The sequence below is a fragment of the Streptomyces fodineus genome (genome assembly GCF_001735805.1).
Taxonomy (GTDB): Bacteria; Actinomycetota; Actinomycetes; order Streptomycetales; family Streptomycetaceae; genus Streptomyces; species Streptomyces fodineus.
Genome location: NZ_CP017248.1, coordinates 6202666 through 6225721, shown reverse-complemented (window position 1 = coordinate 6225721; position 23056 = coordinate 6202666). Strand labels below are relative to the sequence as shown.

Here is a 23056-nt window from a genome sequence, read left to right as displayed (position 1 = left end):
GTCACCCGAAAGCGCCGTGGAAACGCTCCACCGTCTCCGCCAGCACCTCCCGCCCGTCCCGTGCCCACAACTCCTCGTTGAACAGCTCGACCTCGATCGGGCCCGTGTAGCCGGCGGCCTCCACGTACCCCCGCCACTCCCGCAGGTCGATCGCGCCGTCCCCGAGCTGCCCGCGGCCGTTGAGGACGCCCTCGGGCAACGGGGTGATCCAGTCGGCCAGTTGGAAGGCGTGGATACGGCCCCCGGCGCCGGCGCGGGCGATCTGACCGGGCGCCCGGTCGTCCCACCAGACGTGGTACGTGTCCACCGCGACGCCCACCTGCCGGGCCGGGAAGCGTTCCGCGAGGTCCAGGGCCTGGGCCAGGGTGGAGACCACACAGCGGTCGGCGGCGTACATCGGGTGCAGCACCTCCAGGGCGAGCCGTACGCCGTGCTGCTCGGCGTACGGGCCCAGTTCGGCGAGGGCGTCGGCGACCCGCTCACGCGCCCCGCGCAGGTCCTTCGAGCCCGCGGGCAGGCCGCCCGAGACCAGGACCAGGGTGCCGGTGCCGAGCGTCGCCGCCTCCTCGATGGCGCGCCGGTTGTCCGCGAGCGCCGCCGCCCGCTCCCGCGGGCCGATCGCCGTGAAGAAGCCGCCACGGCACAGGGTCGTCACCGTCAGGCCCGCGTCCCGTAGCAGCTCGGCCGTCTCCGCGACGCCGTACGCCCGGACCGGCTCACGCCACAGGCCTACCTGGGTGACAGCAAACTCGCCGCACGCCTGGGCCAGTTCGGGCAGTGACAGCTGCTTCACCGTCATCTGGTTGATGCTGAAACGCGCGAGATCGGTCACTGGGTCACCCCGTACAGCGACAGCAGGTTCTTCATGCGTTCCTCGGCGAGATCGGGATCCGGGAACAGGCCCAGGCCGTCGGCGAGTTCGTAGGCGCGGGCCAGGTGCGGGAGGGAGCGGGCCGACTGGAGGCCGCCGACCATCGTGAAGTGCGCCTGGTGGCCGGCGAGCCAGGCCAGGAAGACCACGCCCGTCTTGTAGAAGCGGGTCGGCGCCTGGAAGAGGTGGCGGGACAGCTCGACCGTGGGGTCCAGCAGGCTCCGGAAGCCGGCCACGTCGCCCGTGTCCAGGTGCCGTACCGCCTCGGCCGCCAGCGGGCCCAGCGGGTCGAAGATGCCGAGCAGGGCGTGGCTGAAGCCCTGGTCGTTGCCCGCGATCAGCTCGGGGTAGTGGAAGTCGTCGCCGGTGTAGCAGCGCACGTCCCGGGGCAGGCGGCGGCGCAGGCCGATCTCGCGCCGGGCGTCCAGCAGGGACACCTTGATGCCGTCGACCTTGCCGGGGTGCCCGGCGATGACCTCCAGGAACACCTGCGTGGCCGCGTCCAGGTCGTCCGGGCCCCAGTAGCCCTGAAGCGCCGGGTCGAACACCGGCCCCAGCCAGTGCAGGATGACCGGCTCGGCGGACTGGCGCAGCAGATGGCCGTAGATCTCCAGGTAGTCCTCGGGTCCGCGAGCGGCGGCGGCCAGGGCGCGCGACGCCATCAGGATCGGCTGGGCGCCCGCCTCCTCCACCACCGCGAGCTGTTCCTCGTAGGCCGCTCGGATCTTTGTCAGGGAACCGCCCGTGATCTGGTCGGTGCCGGCCCCGCAGGCGATCCGGCCGCCCACGCTCCGGGCTTCCGCCGCGCTACGGCGGATCAGCTCGGCCGCGCCCGCCCAGTCCAGGCCCATGCCACGCTGGGCGGTGTCCATCGCCTCGGCGACACCGAGCCCGTGGGACCACAGGTGGCGGCGGAAGGCGAGGGTGGCGTCCCAGTCGACGGCGGCGGGCGAGTCGGGGGACACGTCCGCGTACGGGTCGGCTACGACGTGGGCGGCCGAGAAGACCGTACGGGAGGTGAAAGGGGCGCCCGGCGTGATCCGCAGCGGCTCGGCGCGGGGCTCATATGCCCGCAACTCGCCCTGGGCATCGGGCAGTCGAATGGTCACGGCGCGATCTCCGGCACCTCGATACGGCGGCCCTCGGCCGAGGATTTCAGCCCGAGTTCGGCGAGCTGCACGCCGCGGGCGCCGGCCAGCAGGTCCCAGTGGTACGGCGCGTCGGCGTGGACGTGCTTGAGGAACAGCTCCCACTGGGCCTTGAAGCCGTTGTCGAAGTCCCCGTTGTCCGGGACCTCCTGCCACTGGTCGCGGAAGAACTCCGTGGCGGGGACGTCCGGGTTCCAGACCGGCTTGGGGGTCGCCGACCGGTGCTGCACACGGCAGTTCCTGAGCCCCGCCACCGCCGAGCCCTCGGTGCCGTCGACCTGGAACTCCACCAGTTCGTCGCGGTTGACCCGGACCGCCCAGGAGGAGTTGATCTGGGCGATCGCGCCGCCCTCGAGCTCGAAGATCCCGTAGACCGCGTCGTCCGCCGTCGCGTCGTAGGGCTTGCCCTGTTCGTCCCAGCGCTGCGGGATGTGGGTGGTGGCGAGGGCCTGGACGGACGTCACCCGGCCGAACAGCTCGTGGAGCACGTATTCCCAGTGCGGGAACATGTCGACGACGATGCCACCGTCGTCCTCGGCGCGGTAGTTCCAGGAGGGCCGCTGGGCCGGCTGCCAGTCGCCCTCGAACACCCAGTAGCCGAACTCGCCCCGCACCGACAGGATCCGGCCGAAGAAGCCGCCGTCGATCAGCCGCTTCAGCTTCAGCAGACCCGGCAGGAAGATCTTGTCCTGGACCACGCCGTGCTTGACGCCCTTCTCCCGGGCGAGGCGGGCGAGTTCCAGCGCGCCCGCCAGGGAAGTCGCCGTCGGCTTCTCGGTGTAGACGTGCTTGCCCGCCGTGATCGCCTTGGTGATGGCCTCCTCGCGGGCGGAGGTGATCTGGGAGTCGAAGTAGATGTCGACGGCCGGGTCGGCGAGGACCGCGTCCACGTCCGTCGAGATGTGGTCGAGGCCGTGGCGGTCGGCGATCTCCCTGAGGGCGTGCTCGCGACGGCCGAGCAGGATCGGTTCCGGCCACAGCACGGTGCCGTCGCCGAGGCCGAGTCCGCCCGCCTCGCGCAGGGCGAGGATCGACCGGACGAGATGCTGGCGGTAGCCCATGCGCCCGGTCACGCCGTTCATGGCGATACGCACCGTCTTGCGTGTCACGTCGATCCCCTTCGGCAACGAACAGCAAGCGCTTTCTACCCCTGTGAAGCTAGCCTCTGGACACCGGTCCGTACAAGACCGTGTCCCCTTCGAGTTGTTCGAGGGGGCGAACACGCCGGGTCCATGGCTTTAAGGTCTGCTCGACAGATTCTCGGAACCAGCAGCTGAACCTGGCTGTCTACGAGGGCGTACGACATGATGCGCGACCGGAGGACGACGAGATGACGGTGACCCTGGCGGATGTGGCGGCTCGCGCCCAGGTCTCACCCGCGACGGTGTCGCGCGTGCTGAACGGCAACTACCCGGTGGCCACCGCCACGCGCGAGCGGGTGCTGCGGGCGGTGGACGAGCTGGACTATGTCCTCAACGGCCCGGCCAGCTCCCTCGCCGCGGCCACCTCGGATTTGGTCGGCATTCTCGTCAACGACATCGCCGACCCGTTCTTCGGGATCATGGCGAGCGCGATCCAGGCCGAGATCGGCGGTCCCGGCGGCCGGGCGGGCGGGGAACGGCTGGCGGTGGTGTGCAACACGGGCGGCCTGCCGGAGCGCGAGCTGACCTATCTGACCCTGCTGCAGCGGCAGCGGGCGGCGGCCGTGGTGCTGACCGGCGGGGCCGTGGAGGATGCGCCGCACGCGGCGGCGGTCGCGGCGAAGCTGCGCAAGCTCGCCGAGGCCGGCACCCGGGTGGTGCTGTGCGGCCGGCCGCCGGCGCCCGGCACCGGGGCCGTCGCGCTGACCTTCGACAACCGCGGGGGCGCCCGCCGGCTCACCGAGCATCTGCTCGGCCTCGGCCACCGCCGCCTCGGCTACATCGCGGGGCCCGAGGAACGTACGACGACCAGGCACCGGCTGGAGGGACACCGGGAGGCGCTGGCCGCGGCGGGTATCGAGGAGGATCCGCGCCGGACCGTGCACGGCCGCTACGACCGGCAGTCCGGGTACGAGGCCACGGTGGAGCTGCTGCGCCGCGATCCCTCCCTGACCGCCGTCGTGGCCGCGAACGACTCCGTCGCGCTGGGGGCGTGCGCGGCGCTGCGGGATGCGGGACTGCGGATCCCGGACGATGTGTCGGTCGCCGGGTTCGACGATCTGCCGTTCAGTGTGGATGCGGTGCCTGCGCTGACGACGGTGCGGTTGCCGCTCGCGGAGGCCGGTGCGCGGGCCGGGCGGATCGCCATGGGGCGGGAGGACGCGCCGCCCGGGGGCATCGCCACCGTGCGCGGGGAGTTGATGGTGCGGGGGTCTTCGGGGGTGCCCCGGTCAGCCGGGAAGTGAGCGCCCGAGCAGCGGCAGCGGCGCCTCGCCCCTCCTGCGGTCGTGGTACCAGCGCTTGCCGGAGTCGTAGGCGCGCCGCGCCCTGCGTACGGCGGCGAGCTGGGTGGCGAGGTGGACCTGGTACTTCCAGGGGGACTGGCGCCCCTGCCGCACCGACATGGCGTAGGCGAAGGAGACCGGGTCGCGGTCCAGGTAGTCGTCCAGCTGCTCGAACCAGGCCATGCTGGAGCGCGCCCCGGCCTGTACGGAGTGCAGTTCCGCGCGCCGGTGCTGGTCGTACTCGCGCAGCGCCGCCTGCGGATCCTGGTATTTGGCGAGGCTGTGGGACAGTACGATCGCGTCGATCATCGCCAGCCGGGTCCCGGAGCCGAGCGTGAAGTGGGTGGTGTGCGCGGCGTCGCCGGCCAGGACGACGTTGCCGTCGACCCAGGTGTCGTTGCTGATGTGCTGGAACCGCTGCCACTTCGCCGGTTCGCCGCGTGATCTGCTGATCAGGGAGTGGCCGTCGAGCGCGCGGTGGAAGATCTTCTCCAGCACGGGTACGGCGTCCTCGGGATCGAGGGAGTCGAGGCCCAGACCCTGCCAGGTCTGCGGGGAGCACTCCACGATGCAGGTGGAGACCCCCTTGTACGACGGATAGGCGTGGAACCAGACCCAGCCGGCCGGGGTCTCCTCGAAGCAGAACACGAAGCTGTCGAACTGCCGGTCCGTGCCGAGCCAGATGTAGGGATTGCGGCCGGTCTCCACCTTGGTGCCGAAGTGCTCGGCGCGGCTCTGCCGGATCCGGCTGCCCGCGCCGTCGGCGGCCACGATGAGGCCGGCCTCCGGCAGGTCGGCGGGGTCGGCGAGCCGCTCACCGTGCCGGACGTCGACGCCGAGTGCCTTCGCGCGCCGGGTGAGGGCCTCCAGCAGGGCGGCGCGGCCCATGCTGTAGCCGTAGCCCCCGAAGTACGCCGTGCCGTCGTACCGGCTGCCGTGCAGGCGGATCTCCTGGTCCTGCCAGAGCACGGAACCGGCGCTGACCGCCCGTGCGCTCTCGGGGTCGTTGCGGTACAGGATGTCCAGCAGATCGTTCCAGTACACGACGCCCCAGCCGTACGTCGCCTCCGGCGGGTCGCGTTCGATCACGGTGATCTCGTGCCCGGCGTCCCGCAGCTTCGCGGAGATCGAGAAGTACAGCCCGGCCGGGCCTCCGCCCACGCACACGATCCTCATCCGGTCACCGCCTCATTGTGTGGTCACATGGATCCGGGTGCCCCTTTGGGGTCGGGCACCCGGATCCACCCTTTGTTTCTCAGGGGGTGTCGTTCACACCTGCTGACACTCAGTCGCAGCCGCCGCCCCAGCCCCAGCCGCCGTGGTCTCCCCAACCCCAGCCGCCGTGGTCTCCCCAACCCCAACCGCCGCCGTGGTCTCCCCAACCCCAACCGCCGCCACCGTCTCCCCAACCCCAGCCCCAGCCGTCACCGTGGTACGAGACGACGTTGTTCTGCGGGGCAGCGGTGGTGGTGGCAGCGTGTGCGGCTCCGGCTCCGGCGGCGATGGCCAGGATCGGTGCCGAGCAGACTGCGATGGCCACTCTCTTGATACGGGTGCTGTGCGCGCGCATGATGAGCCCCTCTCTCCGAGGGTGTGATGGATTGTGCGGCAGCCTCGACGGGCGTCCGCCTGCGCTCCAGAGCCTGCGCGTAGCTCTGCGCGGCCCCGCCGCCCGCAATGCGGTTTCTGCGGCGGTTCGTCACCTCCGGTATAGAACGGACATAAGTGACGTTTCCCATTAAACCTACGATGAGATCGCGGCCCAGTCAAAAGCAGAGACCGGCGCCAACCTAAAGAACAGGCAAAGAAGCGGACTCCGGTCCGGACACGCCAACAACCCTGCCGGACAAGCGCATTCGGTACGCGGGTGGGCGGCGGACATGGACGCGGGCGGGCGGCGGGCCTAGGCTCGGAGGCGGTATCTCTGACTGAGTCAAGCATCCGGGGGCGATCATGACCGTCCAGGACGTCCGCGCCTTCAACCGCTTCTACACGGGCCTCATCGGCGCCCTCGACTACGGCCGCCATCTCTACGCCCCGTACACCCTCACCGAATCCCGCGTGCTGTACGAACTCGCCCAGGTCCCGCACCTGGACGCCGTCGAACTGCGCACGCGGCTCGACCTGGACGCCGGGTATCTGAGCCGGATCCTGAACAAGTTCGAGGACGCCGGGCTGATCGAGCGCGGGCCCTCGGCGAGCGATCCACGCCGGCGGCGGGTACGGCTCACCGCGCGCGGGCGGGAGGCCGCCGGGCTGCTGGACGAGCGGGCCCGGGACACGGTCGGGGCGCTGCTCGACACCGTGGCCCCGGCCGACCGGCCCCGGCTGGCGGAGGCCATGCGGACCATCCGCGACATCCTCGGCCCCTCGGCGGGCGGGCAGCGCACCGGGCCCGGCGAGGCCGTGCTGCGCGAGCCGCACCCGGGCGACCTCGGCTGGATCGTGCAGCGCAACGCCGCGCTGTACGCGACCGAGTACGGCTGGAACGCCGACTACGAGGGGCTGGTCGCCCGGATCGTCGCCGACTTCGCCGAGGACCACGACCCGCATCTGGAACGGGTGTGGATCGCGGAGGAAGACGGACGGCCGGTGGGCTGTGTGATGTGCGTACGGGACGAGGCGCCCGGTACCGCACGGCTGCGGCTGCTGCTCGTCGAGCCCGAGGCACGCGGGCACGGCATCGGCGACCGGCTGGTGCGGGCCGTGATCGACTTCGCGCGCGGGGCCGGCTACCGCGAGCTGGTGCTGTGGACCAACGACGTACTGACCGGCGCCCGCCGCATCTACCAACGCCACGGCTTCACCCTGGTCACCGAGAAACCACACCGCTCCTTCGGCAAGGACCTGCTCGGCCAGGACTGGCGACTGCACCTGCACACACCGAGCGAGTGACGAGCGGACGCCCTCTCCGCAAGGTGCCCACGCCCGGAGACCGCCCCCCGCGCGGATGGGCGGCGGCTTGTCGGTGCCGGGGTTCGTCCGCACGGATCTCGTGGGCCGGGAGTGGCCGCAGGATCGGTACGAAACGGGCGAGTGACGAGTAGGGTCCGGGCCATGAAGCTGGCGTTCTCCACTCTCGGTGTCCCCGGCCTGCCCCTCCCTGAGGTCCTGGCGCTTGCGACCGCCCACGGCTACCACGGCGTCGAACTGCGCGCCCACCCCGAGGAGCCGGTGCATTCCGGCCTTTCCCCCGCCGAACGCTCCGGGGCGGCGGCCCTGTTCAAGGACGCCGGGGTCGACGTGCTGGGCGTCGCCGGGTACGCGCGCGTGGCCGCGCCCGGTGAGGACGGCCCCGTACTGGCGGAGATCCGGGACCTCCTCCACCTCGCCCACGACCTCGGCGCGCCCTTCGTCCGCGTCTTCCCCGGCGCCGACCCCGAACGTCCCCGCGAGGAGTCCGACGCCCGCGCCGCCCGGCGGCTCGGCACCGCCGCCGAGGACGCCGCCGCGCTCGGGGTGCGGATCCTGCTGGAGACACACGACTCGCACCGCACCGGCGCCGCCGCGATCCGGATCCTCGGCCCGGTCGGACACCGGCAGGTCGGCGCGCTGTGGGACGTGATGCACACCTGGCTGGGCGGCGAGCAGCCCTCCGACACGTACGCCGCGCTCGCCCCGCACCTGGGGTATGTGCAGGTCAAGGACATCGCCTCGGCCTCGGACACGACTCCGCTGCCGCTCGGGGCGGGTGTGCTGCCGCTCACCGAGTGCGTGGACGTGCTCCTGCGGCGCGGCTGGGACGGGTGGCTGTGCTGGGAGTACGAGAAGCGGTGGTACGAGTCGGCCGCGCCGCTTCCGGAATTGCTCGGCGCGGGGCGGGAGCACTTGCTGCGCTTGCTGGACGAGGCGGCCTGAACACGGCCCCGCACCCCTTCCGGGTCGGACCGGGTGGCCGCCTGGCCGGCCCCCGACCAGGTCACCGGTCGGCCAATGCCACACAACTCTCCCTGGCGTGACTCCAGTTGCTCCGATAGCTTCCGGCGCACATCTGTCTCACAGGGGAGAGTGGAGTGCGCATGCGCAAGGCGCTCAGATGGCTGCTGGCGCTCGCCGTGTTCATAGGCACGCTGAGCACGGCAGCCGCGGCCACCGCCGCCCAGTCCGGGCCCACCGACATCAAGGACCAGCTGCTCGCCATACCGGGCATGAGCCTGATCCAGGAGAAGCCGTACCCCGGCTACCGGTACTTCGTCCTGAACTACACCCAGCCGATCGACCACCGCCACCCGGACCGCGGCACCTTCCAGCAGCGGATCACCGTGCTGCACAAGGACACCAGCCGCCCGACGGTCTTCTACACCAGCGGCTACAACGTCTCCACGACCCCCTCGCGCCGCGAGCCCACCCAGATCGTGGACGGCAACCAGGTCTCCCTGGAGTACCGCTTCTTCACCCCGTCCCGCCCCGACCCCGCCGACTGGTCCAAGCTCGACATCTGGCAGGCGGCGAGCGACCAGCACCGTGTGTTCGAGGCCCTCAAACCGGTCTACGGCGGCCACTGGATCGCCACCGGCGGCTCCAAGGGCGGGATGACGGCGACGTACTACGAGCGGTTCTACCCGCACGACATGGACGGCGTGGTGGCCTATGTCGCCCCGAACGACGTCGTCAACGACGAGGACTCGGCCTACGACCGCTTCTTCACCACCGTCGGCACCAAGGAGTGCCGGGACCGGCTGAACGCCGTCCAGCGGGAGGCGCTGGTGCGCAGGCAGCCGCTGGAGAAGCGGTATGCGCAGTACGCCGCCGGCAAGGGGTACACCTTCGGCACCATCGGCGGCCTGGACAAGGCGTACGAGGCGGTCGTCCTGGACTATGTGTGGGGCTTTTGGCAGTACAGCCTGCTGAAGGACTGCACCACCGTCCCGGCGGACGCGGCCAAGGCGAGCGACGAGGAGATCTGGAACTCGGTCGACACCATCTCCGGTTTCTCCGCGTACACCGACCAGGGGCTGGAGTCGTACACGCCGTACTACTACCAGGCCGGCACCCAGCTGGGCTCGCCGACCATCCATTTCCCGTACATCGAGAAGAAGTTGATCCGCTACGGCTACCAGCCGCCGCGCAACTTCGTGCCCCGCTCCATCCCGATGCGCTTCCAGCCGTACGCGATGCGGGACGTGGACACGTGGGTGCGGCGGCACGCCGCGCACACGCTCTTCGTGTACGGCCAGAACGACCCTTGGGGTTCGGAGCGGTTCCGGCTCGGCGCGGGTGCCCGTGACTCGTACGTCTTCACGGCGCCCGGTATGAACCACGGCGCGAACGTCGCCGGCCTGGTGCCGGACCAGAAGGCCCTCGCCACGGCTCGCATCCTTCAGTGGGCCGGGGTCTCCTCGGCCGACGTCGCCCGGGCCAGGCCCTTGGCCCGCTTCGACGCCGGGCTCGATGTCCGGGATGCCGAGCGGGAGCCGGCGCTCAGGCCGTAGCAGCTCACACGCGCCGGGCGCAGCCCACCGGCTTGCTCCCGCCCAGCTGGACGTACAGCACCGTCGACGCGGGGCAGTCCTCCCGCGTCGGTGCCGCCCTGGTGATCCGGTACTGGGGCCGGTGTCCGCCGGAGCCGTCGCACGGTGTCTCGCGGACCTGGCCCTCGCCGGAGGTGTACACGCAGTCGCCCGGGATCGTGCGCGGCCCGCCCCCGCCGCCGGGGTCACCGGGGTGCGGGGGCTCCAGGTCGCGCATGCAGGCGTAGCCCGGGGGGATCGCCGCCTGGGCGCTGATGTGCAGCACGAAGTCGGTCGTCGCCGGGCACAGGGGGCCGTCGGCGGCCGCACCGTCGTAGCGGGCGACGACCCTGGCCGCCGCCCGCTCGCTCGCGCAGGGCACCTCGGTGAAGCTGGTCGTGCCGAAGGAGCTGCACTCGCCGACCGCGAGGAACTCCGCGCCGTAGCCGCCGGTCGTGACCGGGGTGGGGCGGGCGTCGCCGACGGGGGCACCCGCCGGGCCCCGGCATCCGGTCAGCAGGGCGGCCAGCAGCAGGCACGCGAGTCCTGCGGCACCCTTCCCACGCATCGCACCCCCCTGACACCCCCGTCCAGCGTGGCCCTTGACGGTGGTGTCACGCCAGGGATCCGGGAGGGTTTCCGCCCGTTGGGGGTGTTACGCCCGGTGTGTGGCGTACAACTAGTACGTCAGCCCGTGCCCGATCGGGTACAGCACCTGCGTGGGATCGTCGGCCCGCTGCACCGGCACCGGCAGCCTGCCGCGCGGCGCCACACGTCCGGCGATCACCCGCGCGGCGGCGCGTACCTCGACGTCGGTCCAGCCGTAGGACGCCAAGCAGGCCTTGACGGACGGGAATTGGGCCACGTCGTAGGGGTTGCGGATGGCCAGCGCGGCCAGGGGTCTGCCCGTCGGCAGCAGCTGTTCCACCAGCGTGCGTTGCGAGTCGGCCGCCGTGACGTTGTACGTCGCCACCACCACCGCGTCCGCGTCCTGCGCGGCCGCCACGGCCTGGGCGATGGCCGCCGCGGAGGGTGCGGTGCCGGTGGACAGGGCCGTGGCGGTGAAGCCCAGCTCGGTGAGGGCGGCGGCCAGGACGGCGGTGGGCGGGCCGGTGGTGCCGGAGGGGGAGGCCGGGTCCGCGCCGACGACCAGCACGCGGCGCTCGGTGCGCGGGGAGAAGGGGAGCACGTGGTCCTCGTTGACCAGCAGGGTCGTGGTCCGCTCGGCGATCTTGTCGGCGGCGGCCAGGTGCGCCTTGGTGCCCACCGTGCGGTCGACGCCCGACCGGTCGGTGCGCGGGTCACCGAAGAGGCCGAGCCCGGACTTCAGGCGCAGGATGCGCAGGATCGATTCGTCCAGGCGGGACTCGGTCAGCTCGCCGTCCTGGACGGCCTTCAGCACCGCGTTCCAGGCCACGTCGAGGGACGGCGGGTTGAGCAGCTGGTCGACCCCGGCCTTCAGCGCGAGCACCGGTACCCGGTCGTCGCCGTACTTGGTGCGGACGCCCTCCATCCCGAGGGAGTCGGTGATCACCACCCCGTCGTAGCCGAGTTCGCCGCGCAGTATGCCGGTGAGGACCGGCTGGGAGAGGGTGGCCGGGTCGCCGGAGTCGTCCAGGGCCGGGAACTGGATGTGCGCGCTCATGACGCAGTCGATGCCCGCGGCGACCGCGGCCCGGAAGGGCACGGCGTCCAGCTTCTCCCACAGCTCCCGGCTGTGGGTGATGACCGGGAAGCCGGTGTGGCTGTCGGTGGCCGTGTCGCCGTGGCCCGGGAAGTGCTTGGCGGTCGCCGCGACCCGGGAGGCCTGATAGCCCTTCACCTCGGCGGCCACCAGCGCGGCGACCGCGTCCGGGTCGGCGCCGAAGGACCGCACGCCGATGATGGGGTTGGCCGGGTTGACGTTGACGTCGGCGTCCGGGGAATAGTCCTGGTTGATGCCCATCGCGCGCAGCTCGGCGCCGGAGATCCGGCCGAGGGTGTGCGCGTCGGCGCGGGAGCCGCCGGCGCCGAGGGCCATCGCGCCGGGGAAGAGGGTGGCGGGCTTGCCGACCCGGCAGACCGCGCCGTGCTCCTGGTCGGTGGCGATGAGCACCGGCAGGCCGCGCGGCTGGTCCAGGGAGGCCTTCTGGATGCCGTCGGAGAGGTCGGCGATCTGGTGCGGGTCACGGGTGTTGTGGGCCCAGGTGAAGTAGATGATCCCGCCGACGCGGTACTTCGCGATCAGCTCGGCGGCCGTGCGGACGCCGATCTCCTTGAGGTTGGCGTCGATGTCGGCCTGGTCGGGGGCGGTGGCGGAGTGGCCGTAGACCCGCATCACGAAGAGCTGGCCGACCTTCTCCTGGAGCGTCATCCGGGAGATCAGCGCGCGCAGCCCGCGCTCGTCGGCGGGTGCGGCGGCACGGGCGGTCGCCGGTACGGTCAGCGCGGCGGTGAGGCCCGCGGTCGCGGCGAGGACGGCGCGTCTGGAGGGTCGTGCGGCGTTTCCGGTGCTTCCCGTGCTGGTGTCGCTTCCCGTGCTGGTATCGGGCACGTGCGCTCCTTCCAGAGGAGAACCGCTGAAGGAAACTTCCGAGGAGTCACCAATATCCGGGAAGTTTCTTTCCGTCAAGGGAATGCACAGTAACCACCGAGGGGCCGTCGTCGGCGCATTGAGGGGGGCGCGCCGACGACGGCGGACTGCCGGCGGGGTGCGGTGGAGAGGGTGTGCCGGCGCTCGCGGCCAGGGGTGAAGGCCGGCACCGCACCACGAAGGCTCGTCCGGCAGCCGTGCCGTTGGACGGGCACGGGCCCGGGACGGTTCCCGTGCCGCCCGGCCGTCCAGTGCATGGACGGTACGTCCCGGCGGGCTGCCGGACGGCCATCATGGCGGGCATGCCCGCAGTCGACATCCCCGGTTCCAAGTCCATCACCGCCCGCGCACTCTTCCTCGCGGCCGCCGCCGACGGCGTCAGCACGCTGCGGCGTCCCCTGCGCTCCGACGACACCGAGGGCTTCGCCGAAGGCCTGACCCGGCTCGGCTACCGGGTGGGCCGTACCCCTGAGGCCTGGCAGGTGGACGGCCGCCCGCAGGGGCCCGCGCTCGCCGAGGCCGACGTCTACTGCCGCGACGGTGCCACCACCGCCCGCTTCCTGCCGGTCCTGGCCGCCGCCGGGCACGGCACCTACCGCTTCGACGCCTCCCCGCAGATGCGCCGCCGCCCCCTCGGCCCGCTCACCCGCGCCCTACGGGACCTCGGCGTCGACCTGCGGCACGAGGAGGCCGAGGGCCACCATCCGCTCACCGTCCGGGCGGCGGGCGTCGAGGGCGGCGAGGTCGTGCTGGACGCGGGCCAGTCCTCCCAGTACCTGACCGCGCTGCTCCTGCTGGGCCCGCTGACCCGCACGGGCCTGAGGATCCGGGTGACCGACCTGGTCTCGGCGCCGTACGTGGAGATCACGCTCGCGATGATGCGGGCGTTCGGCGTGGAGGTGGTGCGGGACGGGGATGTGTACGACGTCCCGCCGGGCGGCTACCGGGCCACCACCTACCCCATCGAGCCGGACGCCTCCACCGCGAGCTACTTCTTCGCCGCGGCCGCCGTCACGCCGGGCCGCGAGGTGACCGTGCCCGGCCTCGGCACCGGCGCGCTCCAGGGCGACCTGCGTTTCGTCGAGGTGCTGCGGCGGATGGGTGCCGAGGTGGAGATCGCGGCCGACCGGACGACCGTACGCGGTACGGGAGTTCTGCGCGGGCTCACCGTGAACATGCGGGACATCTCCGACACCATGCCGACGCTGGCCGCGATCGCGCCCCTCGCCTCGGGGCCGGTCCGCATCGAGGACGTGGCCAACACCCGGGTGAAGGAGTGCGACCGCCTTCAGGCCTGCGCGGACAACCTCCGGCGGCTCGGCGTGCCCGTGGCGACCGGCCCCGACTGGATCGAGATCCGGCCCGGCACACCCGAGCCCGGCACCGGGATCAAGACCTTCGGCGACCACCGCATCGTGATGTCCTTCGCGGTGACCGGCCTGCGCACCCCCGGCCTGTCGTACGACGACCCCGGCTGCGTCCGCAAGACGTTTCCGGGGTTCCACGAGGCGTTCGCGCGGCTGTCGCAAGTCAGCTGACCGGACGCCGGGTCCGCTCGGCCCTCAGCACAGGATCCACCCCGAGCTGACCCCCGGCGCCTGCCCCACCGAGCCCTTGATCCACACACACCGGTGGCCGGCGTGGACCGTCACCGGGCCCGCGAGGTGCCGGTAGCTGCCCTGGTCGACGACCGCGCGGTTGCCGCGGGCCTGGACGCTGACCGACATCGTCTGCGGGGGGCCCGGGTGCCGGGCCACGGTGATGGCGCAGACGTAGCCGTTGTTCTTGTAGACGTGTGTGACCCCGGTGCCGAACGGCAGGGTCCGCACCTCGCGCCCCGCGCAGCCGCCGGCCGTGTCCGCCTGGGCGGCGCCCGCCGTCACAAGACCGAGCGTGCCGGCCGCGGCCAGCACGGCCGCACCGAGCGCCAGACGCCGGCGTATCCCACCACTGTCCACTGTCGTCCTCCCCCTAATGGGTCGTGCGCACACCCCCGTTGCCGTACAGCTGTACGGACGCACGACGTATGTCGGATGGTTGCACGACCGTCAGCGGGACGCGTCGGCAGGGGGGTCTCAGCGGGCGGCGGTGACCGGCTCCTCCGGTTCGGGGCGGCCGACGAACGTGCGCCACAGCTCGGCGTAGCGGCCGTCGCGGGCGAGGAGTTCGTCGTGGGTGCCGTCCTCCGCGACCCGGCCGTGGTCCATCACCACCACCCGGTCCGCACGGGCCGCCGTGGTGAGGCGATGGGCGACCACCAGCGTCGTACGACGGCCCGCCAGGCGGTCGGTGGCTTGGTTGACCTGGGCCTCCGTGGCCAGGTCCAGGGCGGCCGTCGCCTCGTCGAGGAGCAGGATGTCGGGGTCGACCAGTTCGGCGCGGGCGAGCGCGATCAGCTGGCGCTGGCCGGCCGAGAGGTTGCGCCCGCGCTCGGCGACCTCGTGCAGGTAGCCGCCCTCCAGCGTGGCGATCATCTCGTGCGCGCCGACCGCCCGCGCCGCCGCCTCCACCTCGGCGTCGGTGGCGTCGGGGCGGCCGTAGGCGATGGCGTCCCGGACGGTACCGGGGAACAGGTACGCCTCCTGCGGGACGACCCCGAGGCGGTGCCGGTACGAGGTCAGGTCCAGGGTGCGCAGATCCGTGCCGTCGACCGTGACCCGGCCGGCGGTGGGGTCGTAGAAACGCGCGACCAGCTTGACGAGCGTCGACTTGCCGGCGCCCGTCTCGCCGACGAACGCCACCGTCTGCCCGGCGGGGATCGTCAGCTCGATGCCGGTCAGGGCTTCCTCGTCGGCGCCGTACGCGAAGTGCACGTCCTCGAAGGCGATGTCACCGCGCAGGGACAGCACTTCGAGGGGTTCGTCCGCCGGCCTCGTGGACGTCGGCTCGCGCAGCAGCTCCTGGATGCGGCCCAGGGAGACCGTGGCCTGCTGGTAGCCGTCGAATACCTGGGACAGCTGCTGGACGGGCGCGAAGAACAGGTCGATGTAGAGCAGGTAGGCGACCAGGGCGCCGGTCGTCAGGGTCGCCGCCTCGATCCGGTGTGCTCCCGCGATCAGCACGCTCGCCGCCGCCACCGACGACAGCAGCTGCACGAACGGGAAGTAGACGGATATCAGCCACTGGCCGCGGATGCGGGCGCTGCGGTAGCTGTCGCTGCGCCCGGCGAACCTCAGCCCGCCGTCCCGCTCGCGCCGGAAGGCCTGCACGATCCGCAGCCCGGCGACCGACTCCTGGAGGTCGGCGTTCACCAACGACACGCGTTCCCGGGCGAGTTCGTACGCCTTCACGCTCGCCCGGCGGAAGAAGAAGGTCGCGACGATCAGCGGGGGCAGCGTCGCGAAGACCACGAGCGCGAGCTGGAGGTCGATCACCAGCAGGACGCCCATGATGCCGAAGAACGTGACGACCGAGACGAACGCCGTGACCAGACCCGTCTGGAGGAACGTCGACAAGGCATCGACGTCGGTTGTCATGCGAGTCATGATCCGGCCGGTCAGCTCGCGCTCGTAGTAGTCGAGCCCGAGCCGCTGGAGCTGCGCGAAGATCTTCAGCCGCAGCGTGTACAGCACCCGCTCGCCGGTACGGCCGGTCATCCGGGTCTCGCCGATCTGCGCGGCCCACTGGACGAGGACGGTGAGCAGGGCCAGCAGGGACGCGGACCAGATGGCGCCGAGGGCCATCCTGGTCACGCCCGCGTCGATGCCGTGCCGGATCAGCACCGGCAGCAGCAGGCCCGCGCCCGCGTCCACGGCGACCAGCAGCAGGCTGAGGAGCAGGGGCGCGCCGAAGCCGCGCAGCAGGCGGCGCAGGCCGTAGGAGTCCTCGCGGCGGACCGCCCCGACCTCGTCGACGTCGGGGGTGTCGGTGGCCGGGGGCAGCGCGTCCACCTGGGCGAGCAGCTCCGGGGTGGCCGGGGTGCCGGAGAGCGCCTGGTCCTTCGGTTCCCGGTCGCCGGTCCACAGCCTGGGGGTCACGCCCCGCTCGGCGTCGAACTCGGCGTCCAGCTCCTCGCGTACGGAGGTGTCCTCCCGCGGTACGGCGGGTTCGGCGCGCCCCGGGGAGACCCCGCCCAGCTCGTCGGGGTCGGTGAGCAGCCGGCGGTAGAGGGCGGAGCGCTCCTGGAGTTCCTCGTGGGTGCCGAGGTCGGCGAGCCGGCCGCCGTCGAGGACGGCGATGCGGTCGGCGAGGTTCAGGGTGGAGCGGCGGTGTGCGATGAGGAGGGTGGTACGGCCCTCCATCACGTGCTTGAGGGCCTCGTGGATCTCGTGCTCGACCCGGGCGTCCACGGCCGAGGTGGCGTCGTCCAGGACGAGCAGCCGCGGGTCGGTGAGCAGGGCGCGGGCGAGCGCGATGCGCTGGCGCTGGCCGCCGGAGAGGGTCAGGCCCTGCTCGCCGACCTTGGTGTCGTAGCCCTCGGGGAGCTCGGCGATGAAACGATCCGCCTGGGCGGCGCGGGCAGCGGCCTCGATCTCCTCCTGGGTGGCGTCCGGACGGCCGTACGCGATGTTGTTGCGCACGGTGTCCGAGAAGAGGAAGGAGTCCTCGGGGACGAGCCCGATCGCGGCCCGCAGGCTGTCCAGGGTCAGCTCACGGACGTCGTGGCCGCCGATCAGGACCGCGCCGTGGGTGACGTCGTAGAAGCGCGGGAGCAGGAGGGAGAGGGTGGACTTGCCGGAGCCGGAGGAGCCGACGACGGCGAGGGTCTCGCCCGGGCGGATCTCGAAGGTCAGCCCGTCCAGGACCTGGGAGCCGCGGTCGTACCCGAAGGACACGTCGTCGAACTCGACGGTCGCGGGCGCGTCGGCCGGGAGGGTCTTCGTGCCCTCCTTCAGCGTCGGCTCGGTGTCGATCAGCTCCAGGACGCGCTCGGTGCCGGCCCGGGCCTGCTGGCCGACCGTGAGGACCATCGCGAGCATCCGGACCGGGCCGACCAACTGGGCGAGATAGCTGGAGAAGGCGACGAAGGTGCCGAGCGTGATGTGCCCGCGCACGGCCAGCCAGCCGCCGAGCGCCAGCATCGCGACCTGCCCGAGGGCCGGGACGGCCTGGAGGGCGGGGGTGTACTTGCTGTTCAGCCGTATCGTGCGCAGGCGCCCCGCGAACAGCCGTCGCCCGACCTCCCGGAGCTTGCCGGTCTCCTGCTCCTCCTGCCCGAAGCCCTTCACCACGCGTACGCCGCTGACCGCGCCGTCGACCACGCCCGCGACGGCGGCGGCCTGGGCCTGGGCGTACCAGGTGGCGGGGTGCAGCTTGCTGCGGCTGCGCCTGGCTATCCAGCCGAGCGCGGGCGCGACGGCGAGCGCGACCAGGGTCAGCGGCAGCGACAGCCACGCCATGATCACCAGCGAGATCAGGAAGAGCAGGACGTTCCCGATGGTCATCGGGAGCATGAAGAGCAGGCCCTGGATCAGCTGGAGGTCGCTGGTGGCCCGGCCGACGACCTGCCCCGTGGACAGCTCGTCCTGGCGGCGGCCGTCGAGGCGGGTGATCGTGCCGTACATCTCGGTCCGCAGGTCGTGCTGGACGTCGAGGGCGAGACGGCCGCCGTAGTAGCGGCGAATGTAGGTGAGGACGTAGACGAGGAGGGCCGCGCCGATCAGGGCGCCGGCCCAGGGGGCCATGGAGCGGGTGTGGTTCCCGATCACGTCGTCGATGATCACCTTGGTGATCAGGGGTACGACGGCCATGACGGCCATGCCGGCGAGGGAGGAGCCGAGGGCGAGGACGACGTCCTTCGGATACCGCCAGGCGTATGCCGCCAGCCGTCGTGCCCATCCCCGTTGCGCTGCCACGCCGGTGCCTCCCTGTCGACCTGCTCTACCGGAAGACACCAACGCGGATGGGGGCCGATTTCATCCCCCTGCAACAAAACGCTCCGCGGGTTCGGCCGTATGCGGCTGCGGGTCCGTTGTGGCTGGTCGCGCAGTTCCCCGCGCCCCTGGGGTGGTCGACCGCCCAGCGTCAGACGCGTACCCGCAAGTAATAGAACCTCGTCGTCTGGGCCGGGTTCTGGTTGTCGTCGCTCACCAGGAGGACCTTCAGGCGGCCGGTGTGGTCACGGCCGGTGATCGTCATGCCTTCGATGTTGTCCAGCAGGGGATTGGGCTGGGGCTGCTTGGCCGTGGCGCCGAGGGAGGGGCAGGTGGCGATGTCCGTCAGCAGGGTCTTCTTGATCAGGCGGACGTCCGGCTGTCCCGTCAGGTTCTCGATGCCGCTCGTGTCCGTCGCGTGGCGGGGGTCGGCCAGGTAGAGGCGGACGGTGTTGCCGACGCCGGGGGTGAAGCCGCGCTCCAGGACCAGGAGGCGGCCGTCGGGGGTGGCCTGGACCTCGGGGACGCCGAGGCCGGTGTCGGTGCGGTAGGCGTACTGGGCGCCGAGCCTGAAGTGGTCCTTGTGCCGCCGCCAGGTCTGGAAGCGCACGATCCCCGCCGAGTCGCCCGAGATCGCGTCCTCCATGGAGGCCAGCAGGGTGTGCCCGCCGGGCAGCAGGGTCAGGCCCTCGAAGGTCTGGTTGGCGGTGGCGCGGCCGGCCGGGGCGACGAGGAGGGAGGACGGGACCGGAAGGCGGTCCAGGATCCTGCCGTCGGCGGAGTAGCGGCGGACGGACGGCTCGGTCTCGGAGGTGATGAGCCGGGTGCCGTCGCCGTCCATGACCAGACCTTCCGAGTCGAGGTCGGCGCCCTTCTCGTCGGCGAGGTGGACGGCCCGCCGCGGCTGCAGGGTCCTGGGGTCCAGGTCGAACAGGGAGGAACGGTCCTCCAGCGCGGCGAGGGAACCGTCACCGTCGACCGCGAGCGCGGAGAAGTTGCCGACGAACGTGCCGTCGTACGTCGTCTTGTCGAGCGCGTCGGAGAAGCGGTCGATGGAGACCGACGGCGAACAGGCCTTGCTGCTCGCGGAGTTGGCGTCGGCGGGCCCGGCGGCGGTCAGGGAGGTGGCCGCCGCCAGGCCGGCGGTCAGGGTGGCGAGTACGGTTCTCAGGCGCATGCCCGTCACCGTAGGGCGGGCGGGTGTCCGGCGGGAGACCGCCTCGTGAACCGCCTCGCGCGTCGTCAGCTCTGCGGCGGCACCGCGACGAACGCCTCGCTGGGCCGGCTGGTCGGGGTGTAGACCGCGGTGCCGGGGGTGGTCGGCACGAGGTCCTTGTGGATGACCTTGGCGACGTTCTGGATGGTGGTGACGCCGTAGTCCATGGTGCTGTCGTCCTGCGTGAGCACCGAGATCATGTAGTCGTGGCCGGCGCCGTTGAAGGTGCCGAGGCTGTGCACACGCCAGCCGTGCGTGGAGCGCTGCAGCCAGCCGTTCTTGACGTGCACGGAGACCGTGGACGGCGCGCCGGCCGGGGTGCCCCAGCGCTGTGCGGGGATGACCTCGCCCATCAGCTTCAGGATGTAGGCGCGGGAGTTGTCGCTCAGCACGCCGTTCCTGGCGGTGATGAGCTTGAGCAGCTTCTGCTCGTCGGTGACGTTCTCCTGGGTCAGGCCCCAGTAGCCGTTCGCGCCCGGCACGGTCTGTGTCATCCCGGCGGCGGCCAGGAAGCCCTTGATCTTCGTCAGGCCGAGCTGCTTCCACAGCTTGGTCGTCGCGTCGTTGTCCGACTGGGTGATCATGGCTTTGGCGAGCGAGGTCTCGGTGTCGGTCAGGTAGCGGTTGTGCTTCTTGGCGTCCCAGAGCAGGGTCGCGAGCACGGTGACCTTGACGGTGCTGGCCGAGTCGTAGGAACTGGTGGCGCGCAGGGTGCAGGTGGTGCCGGTGCTGCGGTCGTACAGGCCGAGGGCGACCGTGCTCCCGCGGTTCGCGAGGGCGGCCGTGATGTCCTTCTGCAGCTTGGCGGCGAGGCCCGCCTGGGCGGACGTACAGCTGACGGTGGGCGTGGCCGCGGCGGCCGGCGTGGCGGCGGCGGCCGCCGGTATGAGCAGCGCGGCGCCGAGGGCGGCGGCGAGCGCGCCGGTACGCCTTGATGTCCGGGAATTCATGCCCCAGTTGACTCACGGAGGCAGCCGGATGGTTGCACGTCCGTTCCTACCAAGGGGGATTCGAGACCTTACCCGGCTTTCACCGACCCACAGCTTCCGCCCAGGCGCACCACAGCGCGCACCCATCGCCGGTCTGCAGGGTGCAGTGGTGACATCTGCCACCGATCCCCTCCCCCACGCCACGACGGCGACCTCCGCTCCCCCGGCACCGGACGCCGGGGCGCCGGAGCGCGCACCCCGCTGGTCGCTGCCCGCGCTGCTCGCGGTCCTGCTGCTGGCGGCCGTGCTCTACACCTGGAACCTGTCGGGCTCCGGCCTGAACAGCTTCTACAGCGCGGCCGTCTACAGCGGCACCCGGAACTGGAAGGCCTGGTTCTTCGGCTCGCTCGACGCCGGGAACTTCCTCACCGTCGACAAACCGCCGTTCGCCGACATGGTCATGAGCCTGTCGTGCCGGATCCTCGGTTTCGGCACCTGGCAGATGATGCTGCCGGAGGTCGCGGCCGGACTCGGCGCGATCTGGATCCTGCACTCCTGCGTGAAGCGGACGTTCGGGCACGCGGCGGCGGCAGTGGCCGCGCTGGTCCTCGCGCTGACCCCCATCACGGTCGCCATCAACCGGGACAACAACCCCGACACGATCCTCGTCCTGCTGATGGTCGGGGGCGCGGCGCTCGCCCTGCGCGCGGTGCGGAACGGCCGGCTGCTGCCGCTGCTCGGCTCGGCGGGGTGTTTCGGCCTCGCCTTCAACACGAAGATGCTGGCGGGGTACATCGCGCTGCCCGCCGTCTTCGCGGTCTACCTGCTCGCCGCGCGCCCGAGGCTCGTACGGCGGATCGTGAACCTGCTGCTCGCCGGCGCGGTCCTGGCGGTCTCCAGCTTCTGGTGGGCGGTCACCGTGTCCCTGGTCCCCGCCTCCGAGCGGCCCTACATCGGCGGTTCGACGGACGGCACCGCCTGGAACCTGATCACGGGCTACAACGGCCTCGGCCGCCTCCTCGGCGGCGAGGGCAACGGCGGCGGGGGCGGGGGCGGCGGCTTCTCCGGCTCCGCGGGTCTCGGCCGGATGTTCAACCACATCCTCGGCGGCCAGATCTCCTGGCTGCTGCCCTTCTCCGCCGTGGCGCTGGTCTCCGGCCTGATCCTGTGCGGCCGCGCCCCGCGCACCGACCTCACCCGGGCCGCGCTCGTCCTCTGGGGCGGCTGGACGGTCCTGCACTACGTCACCTTCGCGACCGCCGAGGGCACGATGCACCCGTACTACACGACCGCCCTCGCGCCGGGCATCGCGGCGCTGTGCGGAGGCGGCGGCGTGTTGCTGCTGCGCGCGTTCCGCACCGACAAGCGCTGGGCATGGGTCCTGCCGGCGGGTCTCGCCGGCACGGCCGGCTGGGCGATCGTCCTCCTCCGCCGGGCCTCCGGCTGGCACACCTGGCTGTGGCCGGCCGTCGGTGTGGTCATGGCGGCGGCGATCGTGGGCCTGTTCGTCTTCCGCTCCGGGGGCCGGGTACGGCTGTTCGCGGCCTCCGGGGCCGCGGCGGTCGTCGCCGCGCTCGCGGGGCCGACGGCATACGCCTGGTCGGTGCCGTCCGGTTCGGGCGGCGGCATGAGCGGGGTGAACCCGACGGCCGGTCCGTCGACGGACGGCGGCTTCGGCGGCGGCCCCGGCGGGGCCGGTGGCCGGGGCGGCGCCGGGGGCTTCCCGGGCGGCGGGGAGATGCCTGGGCGGAACGGCGGCCAGGGGGGCGGGAACGCCGAGGCGGGTGGCGGTTTCCCTGGTGGCGGCTCCGCGCCGGACGGATCAGCGACCGGCGCGTCCGGCGGAGCAATCGGCGGAGCACCGAACGGCGTACCCGGGGGCACCTCGGGCGGGGCGCCGGGCGGAGCTTCCGGCGGGCGGCAGGCCGGTGGGTTCCCGGGCGGCGGGGCGAACGGTGAACTCCCCGGCGGCCAGGGCTCGTCGGGCGGCACCGCCCCGAACGGCGGCTCGGGAAGCACGGGCGGTCGTACGGGAGCGGGAGCCGGTATGCGCGGCGGCATGAGGGGTGGCGGCATGGGCGGCGCGAACAGCGAGCTGATCGCGTACCTGAAGAAGCATCAGGACGGCGCCACCTGGCTGCTCGCGGTCTCCAACTCGCAGAGCGCGGCCCGGATCGAGCTGAGCGCCAAGGTGCCGGTCATCTCCATGTGGGGCTTCACCGGCACCGACAAGGCGATGACCGTCGCCAAGCTCGAGGAGCTGGTCAGGAAGGGCGAGTTGCACTACGTCCAGCTCGGCGGCGGCATGATGGGCGGCGGCCCCGGGGGAGCCGGCAACAGCGTGTCGTCCGAGGTGACGGCCTGGGTGAAGAGGCACGGGGCGCTGGTGAAGGAGAGTGCGTACAGCAAGACCGCGAGCTCTTCGAACTCGAAGTCGTCCTCGTCCTCTTCCTCGTCCTCTTCCTCGTCCTCTTCCTCCTCCACCAACCAGTCCACGATCTACCGCCTGGACCCGTCGGACGTCAGCTGAGGAGCATGTCCGGCCATCTGGAAGGCTGTTGTCCGGCCCGCCACCGAGAGCGCGGAACACGATGCCGCAGACACGGGCCGGGCGACCGCCCGTCAGGTCGCC

General features: G+C 72.0%; 17 protein-coding genes. 6 read left to right on the top strand and 11 right to left on the bottom strand.

The window, feature by feature from the left end; translation table 11 throughout:
* Position 1 precedes the first annotated feature (1 nt).
* The 3 genes from BFF78_RS26765 to BFF78_RS26755 are packed head-to-tail and all read right to left on the bottom strand — an operon-like array spanning position 2 to position 3128.
* The gene (locus BFF78_RS26765) at positions 2–832 is read right to left on the bottom strand and encodes a sugar phosphate isomerase/epimerase family protein (RefSeq protein ID WP_069780728.1); all 831 of its coding nucleotides are present in this window, start codon (positions 830–832) and stop codon (positions 2–4) included.
* Positions 829–1980 (bottom strand): dihydrodipicolinate synthase family protein, encoded by a 1152-nt coding sequence (locus BFF78_RS26760; RefSeq protein WP_069780727.1) that lies wholly within the window; start codon positions 1978–1980, stop codon positions 829–831. The genes BFF78_RS26765 and BFF78_RS26760 overlap by 4 nt, the downstream gene beginning before the upstream one ends.
* Positions 1977–3128 (bottom strand): Gfo/Idh/MocA family protein, encoded by a 1152-nt coding sequence (locus BFF78_RS26755; RefSeq protein ID WP_069780726.1) that lies wholly within the window; start codon positions 3126–3128, stop codon positions 1977–1979. The genes BFF78_RS26760 and BFF78_RS26755 overlap by 4 nt, the downstream gene beginning before the upstream one ends.
* A gap of 221 nt (positions 3129–3349) precedes the next feature.
* Between BFF78_RS26755 and BFF78_RS26750 the strand changes: the two genes are divergently transcribed.
* Positions 3350–4405, top strand: a complete 1056-nt coding sequence (locus BFF78_RS26750; protein WP_069780725.1) for a LacI family DNA-binding transcriptional regulator — start codon at positions 3350–3352, stop codon at positions 4403–4405.
* On the opposite strand, the gene BFF78_RS26745 is transcribed toward BFF78_RS26750, so the two are convergent.
* Together BFF78_RS26745 and BFF78_RS43665 are read right to left on the bottom strand one after the other, a co-directional pair.
* A complete protein-coding gene (locus BFF78_RS26745) occupies positions 4391–5605 on the bottom strand; it encodes an FAD-dependent monooxygenase (protein WP_227025933.1) in 1215 nt (404 codons plus the stop codon). The genes BFF78_RS26750 and BFF78_RS26745 overlap by 15 nt on opposite strands.
* A gap of 124 nt (positions 5606–5729) precedes the next feature.
* Complete coding sequence (locus BFF78_RS43665; protein ID WP_193433544.1) at positions 5730–6014, bottom strand: hypothetical protein; 285 nt, start codon at positions 6012–6014, stop codon at positions 5730–5732.
* 383 nt (positions 6015–6397) lie between these two features.
* Here BFF78_RS43665 and BFF78_RS26740 point away from each other — a divergent pair, with 383 nt between their 5' ends.
* From BFF78_RS26740 to BFF78_RS26730, 3 genes are all read left to right on the top strand, one after another.
* Entirely contained in the window at positions 6398–7339 is a 942-nt protein-coding gene (locus BFF78_RS26740) for a bifunctional helix-turn-helix transcriptional regulator/GNAT family N-acetyltransferase (protein ID WP_069780723.1), read from the top strand.
* A gap of 162 nt (positions 7340–7501) precedes the next feature.
* The gene (locus tag BFF78_RS26735) at positions 7502–8302 is read left to right on the top strand and encodes a sugar phosphate isomerase/epimerase family protein (protein ID WP_069780722.1); all 801 of its coding nucleotides are present in this window, start codon (positions 7502–7504) and stop codon (positions 8300–8302) included.
* 161 nt (positions 8303–8463) lie between these two features.
* Positions 8464–9876, top strand: coding sequence for a S28 family serine protease (locus BFF78_RS26730; protein ID WP_069780721.1), 1413 nt, complete (start codon positions 8464–8466; stop codon positions 9874–9876).
* 4 nt (positions 9877–9880) lie between these two features.
* Here BFF78_RS26730 and BFF78_RS26725 read toward each other — a convergent pair whose 3' ends face one another.
* Together BFF78_RS26725 and BFF78_RS26720 are read right to left on the bottom strand one after the other, a co-directional pair.
* Positions 9881–10462 (bottom strand): hypothetical protein, encoded by a 582-nt coding sequence (locus tag BFF78_RS26725; protein ID WP_069780720.1) that lies wholly within the window; start codon positions 10460–10462, stop codon positions 9881–9883.
* Between the two features lie 111 nt (positions 10463–10573).
* On the bottom strand, positions 10574–12427 hold the full coding sequence (locus BFF78_RS26720) for a glycoside hydrolase family 3 protein (protein WP_069780719.1): 1854 nt from the start codon (positions 12425–12427) through the stop codon (positions 10574–10576).
* A 341-nt stretch (positions 12428–12768) separates the two neighbouring features.
* Here BFF78_RS26720 and aroA point away from each other — a divergent pair, with 341 nt between their 5' ends.
* The gene (gene aroA / locus BFF78_RS26715) at positions 12769–14004 is read left to right on the top strand and encodes a 3-phosphoshikimate 1-carboxyvinyltransferase (RefSeq protein WP_069783831.1); all 1236 of its coding nucleotides are present in this window, start codon (positions 12769–12771) and stop codon (positions 14002–14004) included.
* 24 nt (positions 14005–14028) lie between these two features.
* Here the strand turns inward: aroA and BFF78_RS26710 are convergent, their stop codons facing one another.
* The 4 genes from BFF78_RS26710 to BFF78_RS26695 all read right to left on the bottom strand — a co-directional run bounded on the left by BFF78_RS26710 (position 14029) and on the right by BFF78_RS26695 (position 20445).
* Complete coding sequence (locus BFF78_RS26710) at positions 14029–14424, bottom strand: hypothetical protein (RefSeq protein WP_069780718.1); 396 nt, start codon at positions 14422–14424, stop codon at positions 14029–14031.
* Positions 14425–14541: 117 nt separating this feature from the next.
* Entirely contained in the window at positions 14542–18261 is a 3720-nt protein-coding gene (locus BFF78_RS26705) for an ABC transporter ATP-binding protein (protein ID WP_069780717.1), read from the bottom strand.
* Positions 18262–18430: 169 nt separating this feature from the next.
* Complete coding sequence (locus tag BFF78_RS26700; RefSeq protein WP_069780716.1) at positions 18431–19456, bottom strand: esterase-like activity of phytase family protein; 1026 nt, start codon at positions 19454–19456, stop codon at positions 18431–18433.
* A gap of 65 nt (positions 19457–19521) precedes the next feature.
* Positions 19522–20445: a serine hydrolase gene (locus BFF78_RS26695; RefSeq protein WP_069780715.1), complete on the bottom strand. Its 924-nt coding sequence runs from the start codon at positions 20443–20445 to the stop codon at positions 19522–19524.
* 148 nt (positions 20446–20593) lie between these two features.
* Here BFF78_RS26695 and BFF78_RS26690 point away from each other — a divergent pair, with 148 nt between their 5' ends.
* The gene (locus BFF78_RS26690) at positions 20594–22954 is read left to right on the top strand and encodes a glycosyltransferase family 39 protein (protein WP_069780714.1); all 2361 of its coding nucleotides are present in this window, start codon (positions 20594–20596) and stop codon (positions 22952–22954) included.
* The last annotated feature ends 102 nt before the right edge of the window (positions 22955–23056 follow it).

Bases quoted from the DNA above. Each gene is read 5' to 3' on its own strand.
- BFF78_RS26725 (WP_069780720.1), bottom strand. From the start codon at position 10,462: ATGCGTGGGAAGGGTGCCGCAGGACTCGCGTGCCTGCTGCTGGCCGCC.
- BFF78_RS26735 (WP_069780722.1), top strand. From the start codon at position 7,502: ATGAAGCTGGCGTTCTCCACTCTCGGTGTCCCCGGCCTGCCCCTCCCT.
- BFF78_RS26740 (WP_069780723.1), top strand. From the start codon at position 6,398: ATGACCGTCCAGGACGTCCGCGCCTTCAACCGCTTCTACACGGGCCTC.
- aroA (WP_069783831.1), top strand. From the start codon at position 12,769: ATGCCCGCAGTCGACATCCCCGGTTCCAAGTCCATCACCGCCCGCGCA.
- BFF78_RS26750 (WP_069780725.1), top strand. From the start codon at position 3,350: ATGACGGTGACCCTGGCGGATGTGGCGGCTCGCGCCCAGGTCTCACCC.
- BFF78_RS26730 (WP_069780721.1), top strand. From the start codon at position 8,464: ATGCGCAAGGCGCTCAGATGGCTGCTGGCGCTCGCCGTGTTCATAGGC.
- BFF78_RS43665 (WP_193433544.1), bottom strand. From the start codon at position 6,014: ATGCGCGCGCACAGCACCCGTATCAAGAGAGTGGCCATCGCAGTCTGC.
- BFF78_RS26700 (WP_069780716.1), bottom strand. From the start codon at position 19,456: ATGCGCCTGAGAACCGTACTCGCCACCCTGACCGCCGGCCTGGCGGCG.
- BFF78_RS26695 (WP_069780715.1), bottom strand. From the start codon at position 20,445: ATGAATTCCCGGACATCAAGGCGTACCGGCGCGCTCGCCGCCGCCCTC.